The organism is Pseudomonas sp. GW821-FHT04C07 (genome assembly GCF_059420325.1).
This window is the reverse complement of sequence record NZ_JBWKTM010000009.1, coordinates 35,287-50,544: the sequence shown is the minus strand read 5'-3', so window position 1 is coordinate 50,544 and position 15,258 is coordinate 35,287. Positions and strand designations below refer to the sequence as shown.

General features: G+C 58.6%; 13 protein-coding genes. 6 read left to right on the top strand and 7 right to left on the bottom strand.

The window, feature by feature from the left end:
- Nucleotides 1-146: 146 nt before the first annotated feature.
- Entirely contained in the window at nucleotides 147-1,682 is a 1,536-nt protein-coding gene (locus tag AC07UI_RS17450; protein ID WP_494993674.1) for an ArnT family glycosyltransferase, read from the top strand.
- Nucleotides 1,683-1,719: 37 nt separating this feature from the next.
- Here AC07UI_RS17450 and ttcA read toward each other — a convergent pair whose 3' ends face one another.
- A complete protein-coding gene (ttcA, locus tag AC07UI_RS17445) occupies nucleotides 1,720-2,544 on the bottom strand; it encodes a tRNA 2-thiocytidine(32) synthetase TtcA (protein WP_494993854.1) in 825 nt (274 codons plus the stop codon).
- Between the two features lie 360 nt (nucleotides 2,545-2,904).
- Here ttcA and AC07UI_RS17440 point away from each other — a divergent pair, with 360 nt between their 5' ends.
- Together AC07UI_RS17440 and AC07UI_RS17435 are read left to right on the top strand one after the other, a co-directional pair.
- On the top strand, nucleotides 2,905-3,507 hold the full coding sequence (locus tag AC07UI_RS17440) for a Yip1 family protein (RefSeq protein ID WP_494993673.1): 603 nt from the start codon (nucleotides 2,905-2,907) through the stop codon (nucleotides 3,505-3,507).
- Between the two features lie 162 nt (nucleotides 3,508-3,669).
- Nucleotides 3,670-4,164, top strand: a complete 495-nt coding sequence (locus tag AC07UI_RS17435) for a SprT family zinc-dependent metalloprotease (protein WP_494993672.1) — start codon at nucleotides 3,670-3,672, stop codon at nucleotides 4,162-4,164.
- Between the two features lie 56 nt (nucleotides 4,165-4,220).
- On the opposite strand, the gene AC07UI_RS17430 is transcribed toward AC07UI_RS17435, so the two are convergent.
- Both AC07UI_RS17430 and AC07UI_RS17425 read right to left on the bottom strand, forming a co-directional pair.
- Nucleotides 4,221-5,402, bottom strand: a complete 1,182-nt coding sequence (locus AC07UI_RS17430) for a CaiB/BaiF CoA transferase family protein (protein WP_494993671.1) — start codon at nucleotides 5,400-5,402, stop codon at nucleotides 4,221-4,223.
- 150 nt (nucleotides 5,403-5,552) lie between these two features.
- Nucleotides 5,553-6,899, bottom strand: coding sequence for a dicarboxylate/amino acid:cation symporter (locus AC07UI_RS17425; protein ID WP_494993670.1), 1,347 nt, complete (start codon nucleotides 6,897-6,899; stop codon nucleotides 5,553-5,555).
- 335 nt (nucleotides 6,900-7,234) lie between these two features.
- Here AC07UI_RS17425 and AC07UI_RS17420 point away from each other — a divergent pair, with 335 nt between their 5' ends.
- Entirely contained in the window at nucleotides 7,235-8,233 is a 999-nt protein-coding gene (locus AC07UI_RS17420; RefSeq protein WP_494993669.1) for an AraC family transcriptional regulator, read from the top strand.
- 46 nt (nucleotides 8,234-8,279) lie between these two features.
- On the opposite strand, the gene AC07UI_RS17415 is transcribed toward AC07UI_RS17420, so the two are convergent.
- Together AC07UI_RS17415 and AC07UI_RS17410 are read right to left on the bottom strand one after the other, a co-directional pair.
- Nucleotides 8,280-9,626 (bottom strand): ATP-binding protein, encoded by a 1,347-nt coding sequence (locus AC07UI_RS17415; RefSeq protein WP_494993668.1) that lies wholly within the window; start codon nucleotides 9,624-9,626, stop codon nucleotides 8,280-8,282.
- Nucleotides 9,623-10,300, bottom strand: a complete 678-nt coding sequence (locus AC07UI_RS17410) for a response regulator (protein WP_494993667.1) — start codon at nucleotides 10,298-10,300, stop codon at nucleotides 9,623-9,625. Before AC07UI_RS17410 ends, AC07UI_RS17415 begins: the two co-directional genes overlap by 4 nt.
- Before the next feature lie 206 nt (nucleotides 10,301-10,506).
- On the opposite strand from AC07UI_RS17410, the gene AC07UI_RS17405 reads away from it, so the two are divergent.
- Both AC07UI_RS17405 and AC07UI_RS17400 read left to right on the top strand, forming a co-directional pair.
- Nucleotides 10,507-11,298 carry a dienelactone hydrolase family protein gene (locus AC07UI_RS17405; protein ID WP_494993666.1) on the top strand — a complete coding sequence of 264 codons (792 nt, stop codon included), beginning with the start codon at nucleotides 10,507-10,509 and terminating at the stop codon, nucleotides 11,296-11,298.
- A 125-nt stretch (nucleotides 11,299-11,423) separates the two neighbouring features.
- The gene (locus AC07UI_RS17400; protein WP_494993665.1) at nucleotides 11,424-12,149 is read left to right on the top strand and encodes a 4'-phosphopantetheinyl transferase family protein; all 726 of its coding nucleotides are present in this window, start codon (nucleotides 11,424-11,426) and stop codon (nucleotides 12,147-12,149) included.
- 158 nt (nucleotides 12,150-12,307) lie between these two features.
- Here AC07UI_RS17400 and AC07UI_RS17395 read toward each other — a convergent pair whose 3' ends face one another.
- Entirely contained in the window at nucleotides 12,308-13,918 is a 1,611-nt protein-coding gene (locus AC07UI_RS17395) for an ATP-binding protein (RefSeq protein WP_494993664.1), read from the bottom strand.
- On the bottom strand, nucleotides 13,915-14,640 hold the full coding sequence (locus AC07UI_RS17390) for a response regulator (protein WP_494993663.1): 726 nt from the start codon (nucleotides 14,638-14,640) through the stop codon (nucleotides 13,915-13,917). Before AC07UI_RS17390 ends, AC07UI_RS17395 begins: the two co-directional genes overlap by 4 nt.
- Nucleotides 14,641-15,258: the final 618 nt, after the last annotated feature.

The window sequence follows — 15,258 nt, the reverse complement described above, 5'->3', positions numbered from 1 at the left end:
CTGATTCCCGATGACACGGCTTTCGCATATCCCTGACGAATCGAAGACATGACGAACTGCTTAGCCTTGGCGCATCTATCATTCACGGCCCCCCATGGGGGCCTTCACTCTAGACGGGCCCATTTGTCGCCCTTGGAAATACTCAAATGAAGCTATGGAACAGCGACAAGAAAGCGCTGGTGCTGTTGCTCGGCGTATCAGCACTGCTTCTGTTGTTGGGTTTGGGGACGAGAGAGCTCTGGGGGGCGGAAACCCGCTGGGCGAACATCGCGCTGCAAATGATGCAGACGGGTAACTACTTCGATCCCTACCTCAAAGGCATGCCGTATTACGACAAGCCACTCCCCTCTTACTGGCTGATTACCGCCACTGCCTGGCTGATGGGCGGGCTGGGTAATTGGTCACTACGCCTGACTTCGGTCATCGCCGCCTGGCTGAGTATCTGGCTGATCTATCTGATCGGCGAGCAGCTGTTTCGCAAAGGCACCGGCCTGATCGCCGGGTGGATGCTGGCGACAACCTTCTATTTCATCTTTTGGGCACGGGTTGCGACGGCCGATATCCTGACTGTATTCGGCATACTCGCGGCCGTCTGGTGGTACTGGCGCGACCCGAATGACACCCGACTGGGCCGCTACACCGTGTTCTTCCTGCTGCTGGCAGCGACCTCGCTGCTCAAGGGTCTGATCGGCTTCATTTTGCCGGGGTTGGTGCTGTTGCCGCACCTGCTCAGCGAGAATCGCTGGAAACGCCACCTCAACCTGCGACTGTGCCTGGCCGTGTTGATCGCCGGCCTGGTGTACATGGTGCCGTTCATACTCTCGCACCTCTACGGCGCCCCCACTTACGGCGCGAGCGGCCTGGGCCTGGTGTTCCGGGAAAACGTGGTGCGTTTCTTCCAGCCGTTCGACCAGTTCGGACCGATCTACACCTATCTGATCTACCTCCCGGTCTATACATTGCCTTGGGCGCCGTTCTGGATACTCGGGCTGTGGCTGGCGGTACGCAATTGGCGGCAAACCGAACCCAACACCCGCTGGCTGATCTGGGGCCTGGGCCTGTTGTTCCTGTTCTTCACCGCCAGCGGCAGCCGGCGTAGTTACTATGTGTTGCCACTGGTGCCGTTCGCCCAACTGTTAGCGGCCTGGTGGGTCACCCGCCGAATTGACGAAAAACGCGCCGCCGGCAAGGTCAGCGGCCCTGGTTGGAAAAAGGGCTTCGGTGCGGCAGCGGCGCTGTTGATCGTGGTGCTGGGCATCATCTACCCGTGGACCAATCTCGGCGGCGGGGTCGTCCAGTTCAGCGCGGACGTACGCGCCGAGGCCAGCAAGAGTGCACCCTGGAATCAGTGGCGCATGGTGATGGTCGAGGTTGATAACAAACTGCCTATGTACATCCAGAATCAGGGGGCACCGTACTATTACGTTCGCGATACCGACGACTTTCCGCGTGAAGGCGATAGCGCAACCCTCATGGCATGGCTGGAAAAAAACAGCGGTCAGCGCTGGGATCCGCAGCGCACTATCATCATCGCGCAATATAAGGATGCGGATAAGCTGCCGCTGAACTACCTGACCGCCGACCATCAGGTGATTCTCACTAAACCTAACAATGGTGAGCGGATGTTCCACAATCGTGACTACGGCAGCGTTGCGTTTCTCCCCAAAGCAACGACCCCTTGAGTGATAAATCGAGAGGCCTGGCAGGCCTCTCGATCCATCAGAGGTTCAGCACATTGACGAACCGCGAAGCTGCGGTTTCGTCGATCCGCAGGTTGGTGAAGTCGAACAGGTTACGGTCCGCCAATTGCGAAGGGATAACGTTCTGCAAGCTGCGGAAGATGCTTTCGGTCCGACCCGGGGTCTTGCGCTCCCATTCCTGAAGCATTTCCTTGACCACCTGACGTTGCAGGTTTTCCTGAGAACCACAGAGGTTGCACGGGATGATCGGGAATTGCTTGAAGTCGGAATACGCCTGGATGTCTTTCTCGTTGCAGTACGCCAGCGGCCGGATCACCACGTTACGACCGTCATCGGCACGCAGTTTGGGCGGCATGGCCTTTAACGAGCCGTTGTAGAACATGTTGAGGAAGAAGGTCTCGACGATGTCGTCGCGATGATGACCGAGGGCCATTTTGGTCGCACCGATTTCATCGGCGAAGGTATACAACGTGCCGCGGCGCAGGCGTGAACACAGCGAGCAGGTGGTCTTGCCTTCAGGAATGAGCTCCTTGACCACCGAATACGTGTCTTTTTCGACGATGTGATATTCCACACCCAACTCTTTCAAGTAGGCCGGCAACACGTGCTCTGGAAAGCCCGGCTGCTTCTGATCCATGTTCACCGCGACGATCTCGAACTTGATCGGTGCAACTTTCTGCAGATGCATCAGCACGTCGAGCATGGTGTAGCTGTCCTTGCCGCCGGACAGGCAGACCATGACCTTGTCGCCCTCTTCGATCATGTTGAAATCGGCGACGGCTTCACCGGCCTGCCGGCGAAGGCGTTTCTGCAGTTTGTTCTGGTTGACCGTAAGAGTGCCCATGGCGCTTGAAATCCGCGAGGTATGACGAAAGGCCGGCATTTTACGCAAAAACTCTGCGTGGGCGAAGAGTCTGCCCATGAGTAAACCCGGTAAGGCTGGCGCACGCCCTGTGGCGAGGGGGTAACCGTAGATGCAGGACAAGCTCCCTCGCCACAGAACCTGCATGTTTCCAGAAGATGCAGCGATTAAGCCTCGCGTTTACAGCGCGATTTGCTCTAAAGGGCCGCACCTTTGCCGGCAACTCCTTCCTATACTGCGACATAAGGTCGTACACATATAGAGACCTTTACTTACTTCGGCCGCTTGGCCCGTAGGCGCTCCGTTTGGGGGGCGATGGTAATAGCAAAAGGAGTGAATGGCATGATCCATCACGTTGTGGGGCTCTTCACCCACCCTGATCAAGAATGGCGAGAAATCCGTGGCGATGCAGAGGAAAGCATCAGCCATATGTACCTCACCCACACACTGATTCTCGCAGCGATTCCAGCGATTTCAGCCTTTATCGGTACCACTCGTGTCGGCTGGGTCATCGGTAGCCGCGCTCCAGTCATGCTCACTCAGGAAAGTGCACTGTGGATGACGATCATGTCCTATCTGGCCATGCTCGGCGGCGTAGCCGTGATGGGCGCCTTCGTTCACTGGATGGCGCGTACCTATGATGCCAGTCCGAGTCTGGCCCGTTGCGTCGCGTTTGCCACCTACACCGCTACGCCGCTGTTTGTCGGAGGTCTTGCGGCGCTGTACCCGCACATGTGGCTGGGAATGTTCGTCGGTACTGCGGCCATTTGCTACACAGTGTATCTGCTGTATGTGGGCTTACCGACCTTCATGAACATTCCATCGGATGAGGGTTTTCTCTTCTCAAGCTCGGTGCTGGCCGTAGGGCTGGTCGTGCTGGTCGCGATCATGGCTTTCACCGTGATTGTCTGGGGCCTGGGCGTTGGTCCGGTCTATACCAACTGACGCGGGCAACTGACATCGTCACAAAAAAAAAAATAGAATTCTGCCAACACAACAGGCCGCCGCAAGGCGGCCTTCTATTGATACGCTGACCATTCGGCGCCTGAGCGATTCGGAATGCGCGTGGTTTGCGGCATACTCGGCACCTCTGGAGATCCGTACAGCATGCCCGAGCAACTCAATACCCGCGTCGAACACTGCTTCCAACAAGCCGAATCCTTTTTCAAACGACCTTTCAAACGCCCCGCGGTCAGCCTCAAGTTGCGCGGCCAGAAAGCCGGCGTCGCGCATTTGCACGAAAATCTGCTGCGCTTCAACCCGCAGCTGTACCGGGAAAACAGCGAAGACTTCCTCAAGCAGACCGTGGCCCACGAAGTCGCGCACCTGATCGCCCATCAGCTGTTCGGCGAGCGCATCCAGCCCCATGGCGAAGAGTGGCAATTGATCATGCGCGGGGTGTACGAGTTACCGCCCAACCGCTGCCACACCTACGCGATCAAACGCCGCAACGTGACCCGTTACATCTACCGCTGTCCTTGCGCTGACAGCGACTTCCCGTTCTCGGCCCAGCGCCACAGCCTGGTCAAACAGGGCCGGCGTTATCTGTGCCGCAGGTGCCGGCATACACTGGTGTTCAGTGGGGAAATGCGGGTGGAGTGAAGCTGTCGACTTTTCACCCTCTCTCTAATAGCTCCACCGGCCTCATCGCCAGGGCGCTAACCAATCACCCTGGCACTACGCAGCTCTTCAATCTGCTGAGCGCCATACCCCAACTCCCTCAAAACCTCATCGGTATGCGCGCCCAACTGCGCACCAATATGCCGAGGCTCGGGTAATCCATCTGAAAACTTCAACGGACAGGCCATCTGCGACTGCGTACTGCCATCGACCCGAGGCACCTGGCTGACCAGTTCCCGCGCTTTCAACTGGGGATGCTCGAAGGCCTCGGCCAGGCTGAGCACCGGCTCGACACAGGCATCGACACCTGCGAACAACTCGCACAACTCGGTAAAGGCATGCTTCTCGAACTCAATCTGCAACTCCAGCTTGAGCGCCTGCTGCTGTTCGGGCTCGGGCGACAAGCCCTGTCCCACCAGTTCCGGGCGCCCCAGCGCCGCGCAGAGCTGCCGCATGAATGCAGGTTCAAGACTGCCCACCGACAGCCAGCGGCCATCACGAGTGCGGTAGTAGTCGTAAAAGCTGCCGCCGTTGAGCATCTGGTTTTCCCATTCGGGCTCGACACCGCAGGCCAGATAGCCAGCACCGGCCATGGCGTTAAGACTGAAGGCGCAGTCGGTCATGCTCACGTCCAGGTGCTGACCCAGCCCGCTGTGCTGACGGGCAATCACTGCCGCCAGCAGACCAATCACCCCATGCAGCGACCCACCGGCAATGTCCGCCACCTGAATTCCCAACGGCAACGGCCCGCTGTCCTGACGCCCGGTGTAACTGGCCAGCCCGGCCAGGGCCAGGTAGTTGATGTCATGACCGGCGCGATCCTTGTACGGGCCGGTTTGACCATAGCCGGTGATCGAGACATAAATCAGCTTTGGATTGATCGTCTTCAAGGCTTCATAACCCAACCCAAGACGCTCCATGACACCTGGGCGAAACTGCTCCAGAACGATGTCGTAGTCCTGCACCAGTTGCTTGACCACGTCCAGCGCCGCGGGCTGTTTGAGGTCCAGCGCCACGCTGCGTTTATTGCGGTTGAGGTAGGCGTGGCTGGCGGATATGCCCTGATCATGGGGCGCCAGCACGCGCAGTAAATCCATGCGGGCCGGCGACTCGATGCGCAATACCTCGGCGCCCATGTCCGCCAGCAACAGCGAGGCGAACGGCCCTGGCAGCAAGGTGGAAAAATCCAGTACTTTGAGTGATGCCAGAGGACCTTGCATGAACGCTCCACAATCCAGATCGACTACCTCCAGAGTAGGCAGCTGGCAAGCCCACGGCAATCACCGCAAGCATCAGCTGGACTGACCGTTGCGCTCAAACCGCGCCCATGAAAAAACCCGCCGAAGCGGGTTTTTCATTACAACGCGGTCTTACTTGACGGACGTTGAGGTCGGGGTTGTGGCTGGGCTTTCAGCCACAACCAGATCGTCTTCGTCACGGACGTTGGTAATGCCGCGACCACCGGAAGCCAATTCGACATGCAGCGTGTCTACGTCCAGCTCCTTGACCCACTTGGCCACAACCAGGGTCGCAACAGCATTGCCCACCAGGTTGGTCAGGGCACGGGCTTCGGACATGAAGCGATCGATACCGAGGATCAGTGCCAGACCGGCAACCGGCAGGTGACCAACGGCGGACAGGGTGGCGGCCAACACAATGAAGCCGCTACCGGTCACGCCAGCGGCGCCTTTGGAGGACAACAACAGCACCACCAGCAAGGTGATCTGATGAGTAATGTCCATGTGTGTGTCGGTCGCCTGAGCGATGAACACCGCGGCCATGGTCAGGTAGATCGCAGTACCGTCGAGGTTGAACGAGTAACCGGTCGGGATCACCAGACCCACTACCGATTTCTTCGCACCCAGGCGCTCCATCTTGATCAGCATGCGCGGCAACACGGATTCCGAAGAGGAAGTGCCGAGTACGATCAGCAGCTCTTCACGGATGTAACGGATCACCTTGATCACGCTGAAGCCGTGAGCACGAGCGATACCGCCCAGCACCACCAGCACGAACACTACGCAGGTGATGTAGAAGCAGAGCATCAGCTGGCCCAGTTGCACCAGCGAACCGACGCCATAGGCACCGATGGTGAAGGCCATGGCGCCCAACGCACCGATTGGTGCGAGCTTCATGATCATGTTGATGACGTTGAACATCACGTGGGCGAAGCGATCGATGAAGTCCAGCAACGGCTTGCCGTAGGAACCCAGGCGATGCAGGGCGAAACCGAAGATCACCGAGAACATCAGCACCTGCAGGATATCGCCGGTGGCGAATGCGCCGACAATGGTGGTCGGAATGACGTTCAGGAGAAAGCCAACGACACTTTGATCAGCACCGGCAGCCACATAGGCAGCGACCTTGGAGGCATCCAGCGTGCTCACATCGATGTGCATGCCGGCACCCGGCTGGACGATGTTGACCACGACCAGACCCACCAGCAAAGCGATGGTGGAAACAATTTCGAAGTACAGCAGCGCGTAACCGCCGGTCTTGCCGACCGACTTCATGTTCTGCATGCCAGCGATACCGCTGACAACGGTGCAGAAGATGATCGGCGCGATGATCATTTTGATCAGTTTGATGAACCCGTCACCCAGCGGCTTGAGCGCCACGCCTGTCTGAGGATAGAAATGGCCGATCAGAATACCGATAGCGATGGCTACGATCACCTGCAGATACAGGGATTTGTAAAATGGCTGACGAGTCGTCATTGCAAAGTTCCTCAAGAATGTCGCCCGGCAATCATCCCTCTGACGCCCACGACACCTACAGTGCGAACCCTCCTGCACTGGAGGGATTTGTTTTGTCGAGCTGCGCGCTGGCAGATCTCTCACCCTTACCGCAAAGCCCGTGCCACCTTGCGGAAAAAACCCTGAAAGCCTTTAGGCATAAGGGGTAAGCAAAACTAACCGGAACATTCCTCCTGGCCAAAGTGGCGGATATCCGCCCATCGACCGGCCATCATCCTGCAATTTGGCGGATATCCGCCTTGTCCATCGCCAGGGGCGTGGCTAACATCGCCCCCTCAATGGACGGACCTACCCTTATGCGCGAACGTACCATCGCCAGCCATTTCGCCCGTGCCGCCCTCGGCGGAGCGCGCAGGCAGGGCTTTGACTATTCGGGCTTGCTGCAACAACTGGGCATCGGCGCAGAGTTGCTGGAGGAGCCCAAAGCACGCCTCGCGCCCGAGCAATTCACTGGCTTGTTGCAATTGCTCTGGCAGGCGCTCGATGACGAATACCTGGGGTTTGGCCATGGCCCCAGTAAACGCGGCACCTTCGCCATGATGTGCCACGCATTGATTCACTGCCGCAACCTGGAAAAAGCACTCAATCGCGGCTTATTATTTTATAGCCTATTCCCCGAGGCTCCGCGTCTGAGCCTGACCCGCGAGGGCGAAATGGCCCGCCTGAGCCTGGACGATTCGCAGTTTTGGGACCCCGACCACTTCCTCTGCGAGTGCTTGCTGGTGATCTGGCATCGATTGGGCAGTTGGCTGATCGGCCAGCGCATTCGCCTGGAGCAAGCCACATTCAGCTACCCGAAACCCGAACACAGCGCCGAATACGACTTGCTGTTCCCTTGCCCGCTGGTGTTCTCGACACCAAACAGCAGCCTGCTATTCCACAGTCGCTACCTGAGCATGCCTGTGCTGCAAGACGAACGCACGCTCAAACACTTCCTTGAACGCTCGCCAGCCGATCTGCTGTCACGGCCAGATGACGGTGACAGTTTGAGCAGCCAATTGCGGCGCCTGCTCAGCCGTGACAGCTCACACTGGCCCGATCTTGAAACAGTCGCTCAACACCTGCACATCAGCCCACAGACCCTGCGCCGGCATTTGCGGGAGGAAGGCTCGAGTTTTCAGGAGTTGAAGGACCAACTGCGCCGCGACATTGCGATTTACCACTTGGGACGCGCCGATCTGTCGTTGCAACAGATCGCCGAGCAACTCGGTTTTTCCGAGCCCTCGGCCTTCCACCGGGCGTTCAAGAAATGGACCGGTCTGACGCCTGGGGCTTATCGCGCCCAGGAGAATTGAGCGCACGACCTTTACCGATTCAGCCAATCTGCTAGGTGAGGTGCATTCAAACCACCGGAAAATGAATCCGGAACGCTGCCCCGCCCAGCGGCGAATCATCCAGCGTCAGCCGCGCGCCGTAGCTTTCGATGATGTCCTTGACCACCGCCAGACCGATGCCCTGTCCCGGATGCTGTATGTCCAGGCGCTCTCCTCGTTGAAGTATCCGTGCGCGCTGGCCCGACGGTACGCCGGGGCCGTCATCTTCCACGCACAACTCGATGCCGCTCAAGGCTTCCCGCACGCTGATGCGTACCTCGCTCAGGCATAAACGGTAGGCGTTCTCCAAAAGGTTACCCATCATCTCGAGCAAGGCGCCCTGCTCGATCGGCACATAGCAATGCTGCGACAGGTCCAGGGAAACCCGCACCTGCTTGTCGCGATAGACCTTGTCCAGTGTATCGCAAAGGCTTTGCAGCACCGGCCGTAGCCGGACCTGATGGCGCACCAGGCCACTTTTACGCAGGCTCGCGCGCTGCAATTGATAGCTGATCTGCTGGCTCATGCGTTCGATCTGGGTTTGCAGCACCCTGGCCTGATCCCGCCCCTGCGGTCGCTGAGCCATGTCCTCACTCACCCCTTGCAAGACCGCCAACGGGGTTTTCAAGCTGTGGGCCAGGTCATCCAGAGAATCCCGATAACGACTGCGCTGCTCGCGCTCGCTATGCAACAAGCGGTTCAGCGAACCGGTCAATCGCAGCAGCTCACGAGGGTGCTCTTCACTGAGGCTTTCAAGGGTCCCGCCCTCGATCTGGTCCAGCTCCTGACTCAAGCGCCGCAATGCCTGCAAACCCCAGGTCAAACCAATCCAGAGCAGCGCCAGCAATACCAACAATGCGGCACCGAAACCCAGATAGAGATTTTCCCGCAGCCCTTCCAGCGTCAGCTGGTACTCACGCACCGGTTGCAGGGCAACAATACTGAACGCCGCATTTTTACCGCCGAGCAATTTGACCTCGACGTCATAGACGAAGAACTCCTGGCCATCGGCCTCACGAATCCTCGCAAACTTACTGCCACGCCCGTCGTAACGTGGCGTGTAGTTGATGTTTTCTTCCTTGGTCGCTCTCGAGCGCCAGACCAGATGCCCTTCGCGGTCATAGATGTAACCGAGCAAACGGCTGTCGGTGAGATTAAAACGCTCATCCGGCAACTGCTCCGGCATCAACAGACGATTGTTTTCGACCCGCGCCGCAGAAATCAGCGTGGTCACATCCGAGGCCAGGCGCTGCTCGATGGAATCCTGCAATGCCAGGCTGAACGCCCCCTGCATGGCCGGCAACAGCGCCAGCATGAACAGCACGGCCAGGGTCGTCGCCGCCAGCATCAAGCGCAAGCGTAGCGAACGGATCACCGGCAGCGCTCGTTGAACAGATAGCCCAGACCGCGCACGGTATCGATCGGCTTGAACCCGGACGGCCCTTCCAGTTTACGTCGCAAGCGCCCGACCAAGACTTCGATCACGTTCGGATCACGCTCCTCGTCATCCGGATAGAGCTGCTCCATCAGGCGGTCCTTGGCCACCACCTGTTGATGATGACGCATCAGGTACTCGAGGATCCGGTACTCATAGGCAGTCAAGGCCAGCGGCTGTTCATCGAGGGAGGCTTGTTTGCGATTCAGATCAAGCAACAAGGGCCCGGCGATGATAGTCGCCTGGGTAAACCCGCTCGAGCGGCGCAACAGCGCATTCAACCGCGCATCCAGCTCTTCGAACTGGAACGGCTTGACCACATAGTCATCGGCGCCAGCGGCCAGCCCTTCTACTTTGTCCTGCCAGTTACCGCGGGCAGTAAGAATCAGGATCGGAAACGTCTTGCCTTGCAAGCGCAACTGGCGGATCAGATCAAGACCGCCCATGCCCGGCAGGCCGAGATCGATCACCGCCAGGTCATGGTTGAACTGCTCGGTCTGGTACAGTGCCTCCTCGGCATTGGCCACCGCCTCGACCACATGACCACTGTCCGTGAGTCGGGTTTGCAAATGATGACGCAGCAGCGCCTCATCTTCGACAACCAGCAGTTTCATAAAGCTCTTCCAGGCAAAATCGACTCTCCAAGGGCGCTTCATCGCGCCCTGATCGCTTATAACGGTAACCCAGTTCAGCTGAAGTGTTCTGCGAAAACTGCTGCAAGGTTAACCACCTGCCCCTGAACTCCCCCTGAACGTTCTCTGAACCTGAGCTGAACCAAATCGACTACGCTGTCTGGACGTCTTTCAAAGGAGAACTGACCATGCGCGTGTTCCTTGCTTTCGTATTATTGGCCTTGAGCGGGCTGAGCCAGGCGGCGATCAAGACCCAGGAAATCCCCTATCAGGGCTCCGATGGCACCCGGCTGATCGGCTACTACGCCTATGACGACAGCATTCAGGGCGCTCGCCCCGGCATCGTCGTGGTTCATGAATGGTGGGGGCTCAACGACTATGCCAAGCGCCGCGCCCGTGACCTCGCCGCTTTGGGGTACAGCGCGCTGGCCATCGACATGTATGGCGAAGGTAAAAATACCGAGCATCCGAACGACGCCAAGGCCTTTATGCAGGCGGCATTGAAAGACAACGCGACAGCCAGCGCCCGCTTCAATGCCGGGCTCGATTTATTGAAAAAGCAGCCGCAGACCGACCCGAACAAACTCGCCGCCATCGGTTACTGCTTCGGCGGCAAAATCGTGCTGGATGCCGCACGCCGGGGCGTGCCACTGGCCGGTGTGGTGAGTTTCCACGGAGCGCTGATGACTGACACCCCGGCCACAGCCGGTAGCGTCAAGGCCAAACTGCTGGTTGAGCACGGCGCCAGGGACAGCATGGTCACGCCAGACAACGTCAGCGCCTTCAAGGCCGAAATGGACAAGGCTGGCGCCGACTATAAATTCGTCAGCCTGGAAGGCGCCAAACACGGTTTCAGCAACCCGGACGCCGATCGCCTGAGTCACGGCGACCATGGCGGGCCGGACATTGGCTACAACAAGGCCGCCGATGAACACTCATGGGCGGATATGCAGGCTTTCTTCAAGAAGATCTTTGGGTGATATGCCCGCAAGCAAGAAAATTCCGAGCCAGGCATCAGTACCGTGGCGAGGGAGCCAGCTCCCTCGCCACAGGGATCGCATCAGGCTACTACCCAGCCTGAACGCAACCCGGCAAAATGCCCGACATGAATCCGCCCTCCGCACTTCCCGCCTGTTGCACTCCACTCGATGCCCACTGGCCGTTGCCTGTCGTTCTGCCGCACACAGTGCTGCTCGGTACTCACTTCGATCCGTCACAGTTGGCGCCTGATGATTTCCAGCGCTGCGCTATCGAACCGCCCGCGAGCATTCAACGTTCGGTGGCCAAGCGCCAAACCGAATTTCTTGCCGGACGCCTCTGCGCCCGGGCCGCCTTGCAGCAGCTTGAAGGGCTCGACTGCATCCCGGCCATTGGTGAGGATCGCGCACCGGTGTGGCCGGCGCACATCTGCGGTTCGATCACCCACAGCACCGGCCGGGCTGCAGCCATTGTTGCGCATAAGGAACATTGGCGCGGATTGGGGATGGACCTGGAAAACCTGCTCAATACAGAGCGCGCCCAGCGACTGGCCGGAGAAATCCTCACCCCGCCCGAGTTGCAACGCATGGCCAGCGCCCCTCAGGAACAGATCGCCCTGTTAGTGACCCTGACGTTCTCAGTGAAAGAAAGCCTGTTCAAGGCGCTCTACCCGATCGTCCAGCAACGCTTCTATTTCGAGCATGCCGAGGTGCTTGAATGGGACGAAAACGGGCATGCCCGTCTGCGCCTGCTGACTGACCTCTCCAGCGAATGGCGCAACGGCAGTGAGCTTGATGCGCAGTATTGTACAGGGGATGGGCAGTTGCTGAGTCTGGTCAGCATTGAGGCCTAAGAGATTTTTAGTGTCTGTCAGGCCGCCATCGCGAGCAAGCTCGGCTCCTACAGGATTTGTGTTGGTCGCGGGATATGGGCACAACCTATATGCCCTGTAGGAGCCGAGCTTGCTCGCGATGGCGATCTAACAGCCAATAGATATGCCAGGGACCAAACTCAACGCTTCTCCTGATGCCGTGGCCAGCTCAGGCTAAAACACGCCCCACCCAGACTCTTGCTCTTGCTGATCAGCGCCCGGCCGTCGTGCCAGTGAATGATCCGCCGCACGATCGACAACCCCAGGCCATGCCCACCGGAGGCGCGGGTGCGACTATCGTCCAGGCGCAGGAACGGCGTGAAGATTCTTTCCCAGGCGGTTTCCGGAACCCCGGGACCATCGTCCTCGACATCCAGCCGACAACGCTGCTGGCCGACCTGATAGCTGATGAACACCTGCGACTCGGCGTGACGCATGGCGTTGCTCAGCAGATTTTGCAACGCTCGATGCAAGTAGCGCGGCTCGGCCTCGACCCAGGCGTCATCACAGTCGTTGGCAGACAGACAAATGCCCCGCTGGACCTTGACCTCAGCTCGCAAAGGCGCCAACTCGCTGATGACCTGATTGACCAAGGCATCCAGATCGACCCGCTGGAAATTCAGTGCCGGCGAGCCTTGCTCCAGGCGTGCGTAGGTGAGCATTTCGTCCACCAGCCGATCGAGGTCCTGGATATCGTTGTCCATGCCCACCCTGTACTTCTCCCGCGCTTGCGGTGTGGTGGCAGCACCGATCATCTCCAGACCAAAACGCAAACGCGCCACCGGTGTGCGCAACTCATGAGACACGGCCCGCACCAGCTCGCGCTGAATCGCCAACAGGCGCTGCAAGTGCTCGGCCATGCCATTGAATGCGGCCGCCAGACGCCCGATCGAGTCGGCACCGCGAGCCGGCACCCGGGCTTCCAGGCTGCCCTTGGCGATCCGCGTCGCAGCCGATTCCAGACCGCTCAAACGCCGTTCCAGTTGCCGCACCAGCAAATACACAATCAAACCGATCAGGCTCAAGCCAAGCGCAGCTATCAACACCAGCCATTCAGGTGGATAAGGGTTCATCTGATACAGCGGACCGATTTCCAACACCCAAGGCGTCCCGACCATTCCGGCAAACACCCGGATCGAATCGCCCCCCTTGCCCAGCGCCATCACCGTATCGCCTTCGGCGACCCGGCGACTCTGGTCCTCATCCATATCTGCCTGATCGAGGGTGACCAGTTGCAGCTCAAAGCCAAAGCCCTTGTCTGCCTTCAGCGCCGCCAGGCGCTGCGGTTGCTCGGCGACCGGGTAACGCACCAGCTCATCGGCCAACAGGTAAATCGTTGCCCGCGCCAGTTGCTCACTGATTTGCTTTACTTCACCGGTCAGCAGCAGTTGCTCTTTATCGCTGACCAATCGATAGACCTTCGCCGCGTGCGGGCCGGTCTGTTCCACCAGCACCTGACCTCGCTGCACGCGATTGCGCTGGCTCAGGTCAAGGCTGGTTTGAGTGAAGGTCTGCAAGGCCAGAGGAATCCCCAACAAACGCTCCCACACCACCAACGCCCGGTGCCGCTCGATCTCGCTCATCGGTTGCAGGTTGTCGGCCATCAACGAAAACGTACCGTGCGCCAGGCGCTCGCGGTATTGCTCACTGCGCACCTGATTGAGCAGGTGCAAGGCCAGTACGCCAAGCACCGCGACCAGAATCAGCGCTGCGCACATGCCGCCGTAGATACGCAGGAAAATCGAGTTCACAGCACTACGTCTACGCAAGCTTCGGGGACGAACAGATAACCTTTGCTGCGAATGGTCTTGATCAGCCGCGGATGAATCGGGTCATCACCGATCTTCGGACGGATGCGCGAGATCCGCACATCAATGGAGCGATCCTGACCGTCGTAACCGATGCCCCGCAGCGCGGTGAAAATCTCTTCGCGGGAAAGAATCCGCCCGGCATTGGCCACCAACAACCACAGCAGATCGAACTCGGCACTGGTCAGCTCGATGCCGTTGTCATGCAGCCAGGCTTCGCGTAGTGCGTTGTCCACCACCAGCGGGCCGAACTGCAGACGCCTGAGCTTTTCAGGAGCCACCGCTTCAGGTGGCTCACTGCGGCGTAGCAAAGCCTGGATCCGTGCCAGCAACAAGCGCGGGCGTACCGGTTTGCAGACGTAGTCATCGGCGCCCATGTCCAGGCCCAACACCTGATCCATGTCGTCGGTACGCGCGGTCAGCATCAGGATCGGCCCGTCATAACGATCACGCACGTTGCGACAGATGCTCAAGCCGTCTTCGCCAGGGAGCATCAGATCAAGGATCACCAGGTCCGGTTGCTCGGCAATGATCCGAGCCGCGGCCAGCGCACCGTTACCTTCGATAGCAACCCGCAGACCGTTGCTCTCCAGGTACTCGCGGGTCAACTCAGCCAGACGCTGGTCATCCTCGACAATCAATACCTGCCAGGCTTCTTGCTCCACGGGTGACCTCTTCTTGGCAAAACCACATTCAGGAAGGATCCACCCGTCTTTTTGTAATGATTTGGGTGGATAAGACTGCATATAGATGGGGCGATTGTAGCAACGGCTCCCCTTGAAAATACAAGCAGGTAAATGCGCTCGGTAACTGCGTTATTTTGTGATAGGGTTCGCGCCCGCAAAAATCCGTCCAAGGCTGTTTTCAACGGCAAAATTCAGTGACAAACGGTCTACTCCAGTGCTGTCGCGGCCTACACTGCGTTTGGCGGTTTCATACACAATTTACGCACAGCTTTATCCACAGGTAGCACGTTGCAATCGCCCCCCAAAACGCATTATCTTGTAGCCCAACGACAAAAAAACCCTACATGTAGGGTTTCACACAAAAAACCAAACACAAATCAGACAAGAAACTCAAGAGCTTTTCTTGCTCCTGCTTGGTTGAACTAAACACTTTTTCAGAAGACCAAACCGCGTGTGCGGATGGCAGCTGTTTTCCAGCCTCTGGCCGCGAAAACGGTACGGGTGTTGCAGTACAAATACTGTCACCCATCAGGAATTCGGTTTTGAGCCCTGTGGCTGCAAACCAAAGACTTCGGCATGGAAGCGACGCCCGAAAGA

Coding starts and splice junctions, on each gene's coding strand:
- AC07UI_RS17410 (WP_494993667.1), bottom strand. CDS start 10,300: ATGAAACTGCTGGTTGTCGAAGATGAGGCGCTGCTGCGTCATCATTTG.
- ttcA (WP_494993854.1), bottom strand. CDS start 2,544: ATGGGCACTCTTACGGTCAACCAGAACAAACTGCAGAAACGCCTTCGC.
- AC07UI_RS17435 (WP_494993672.1), top strand. CDS start 3,670: ATGCCCGAGCAACTCAATACCCGCGTCGAACACTGCTTCCAACAAGCC.
- AC07UI_RS17405 (WP_494993666.1), top strand. CDS start 10,507: ATGCGCGTGTTCCTTGCTTTCGTATTATTGGCCTTGAGCGGGCTGAGC.
- AC07UI_RS17425 (WP_494993670.1), bottom strand. CDS start 6,899: ATGACGACTCGTCAGCCATTTTACAAATCCCTGTATCTGCAGGTGATC.
- AC07UI_RS17440 (WP_494993673.1), top strand. CDS start 2,905: ATGATCCATCACGTTGTGGGGCTCTTCACCCACCCTGATCAAGAATGG.
- AC07UI_RS17400 (WP_494993665.1), top strand. CDS start 11,424: ATGAATCCGCCCTCCGCACTTCCCGCCTGTTGCACTCCACTCGATGCC.
- AC07UI_RS17450 (WP_494993674.1), top strand. CDS start 147: ATGAAGCTATGGAACAGCGACAAGAAAGCGCTGGTGCTGTTGCTCGGC.
- AC07UI_RS17430 (WP_494993671.1), bottom strand. CDS start 5,402: ATGCAAGGTCCTCTGGCATCACTCAAAGTACTGGATTTTTCCACCTTG.
- AC07UI_RS17420 (WP_494993669.1), top strand. CDS start 7,235: ATGCGCGAACGTACCATCGCCAGCCATTTCGCCCGTGCCGCCCTCGGC.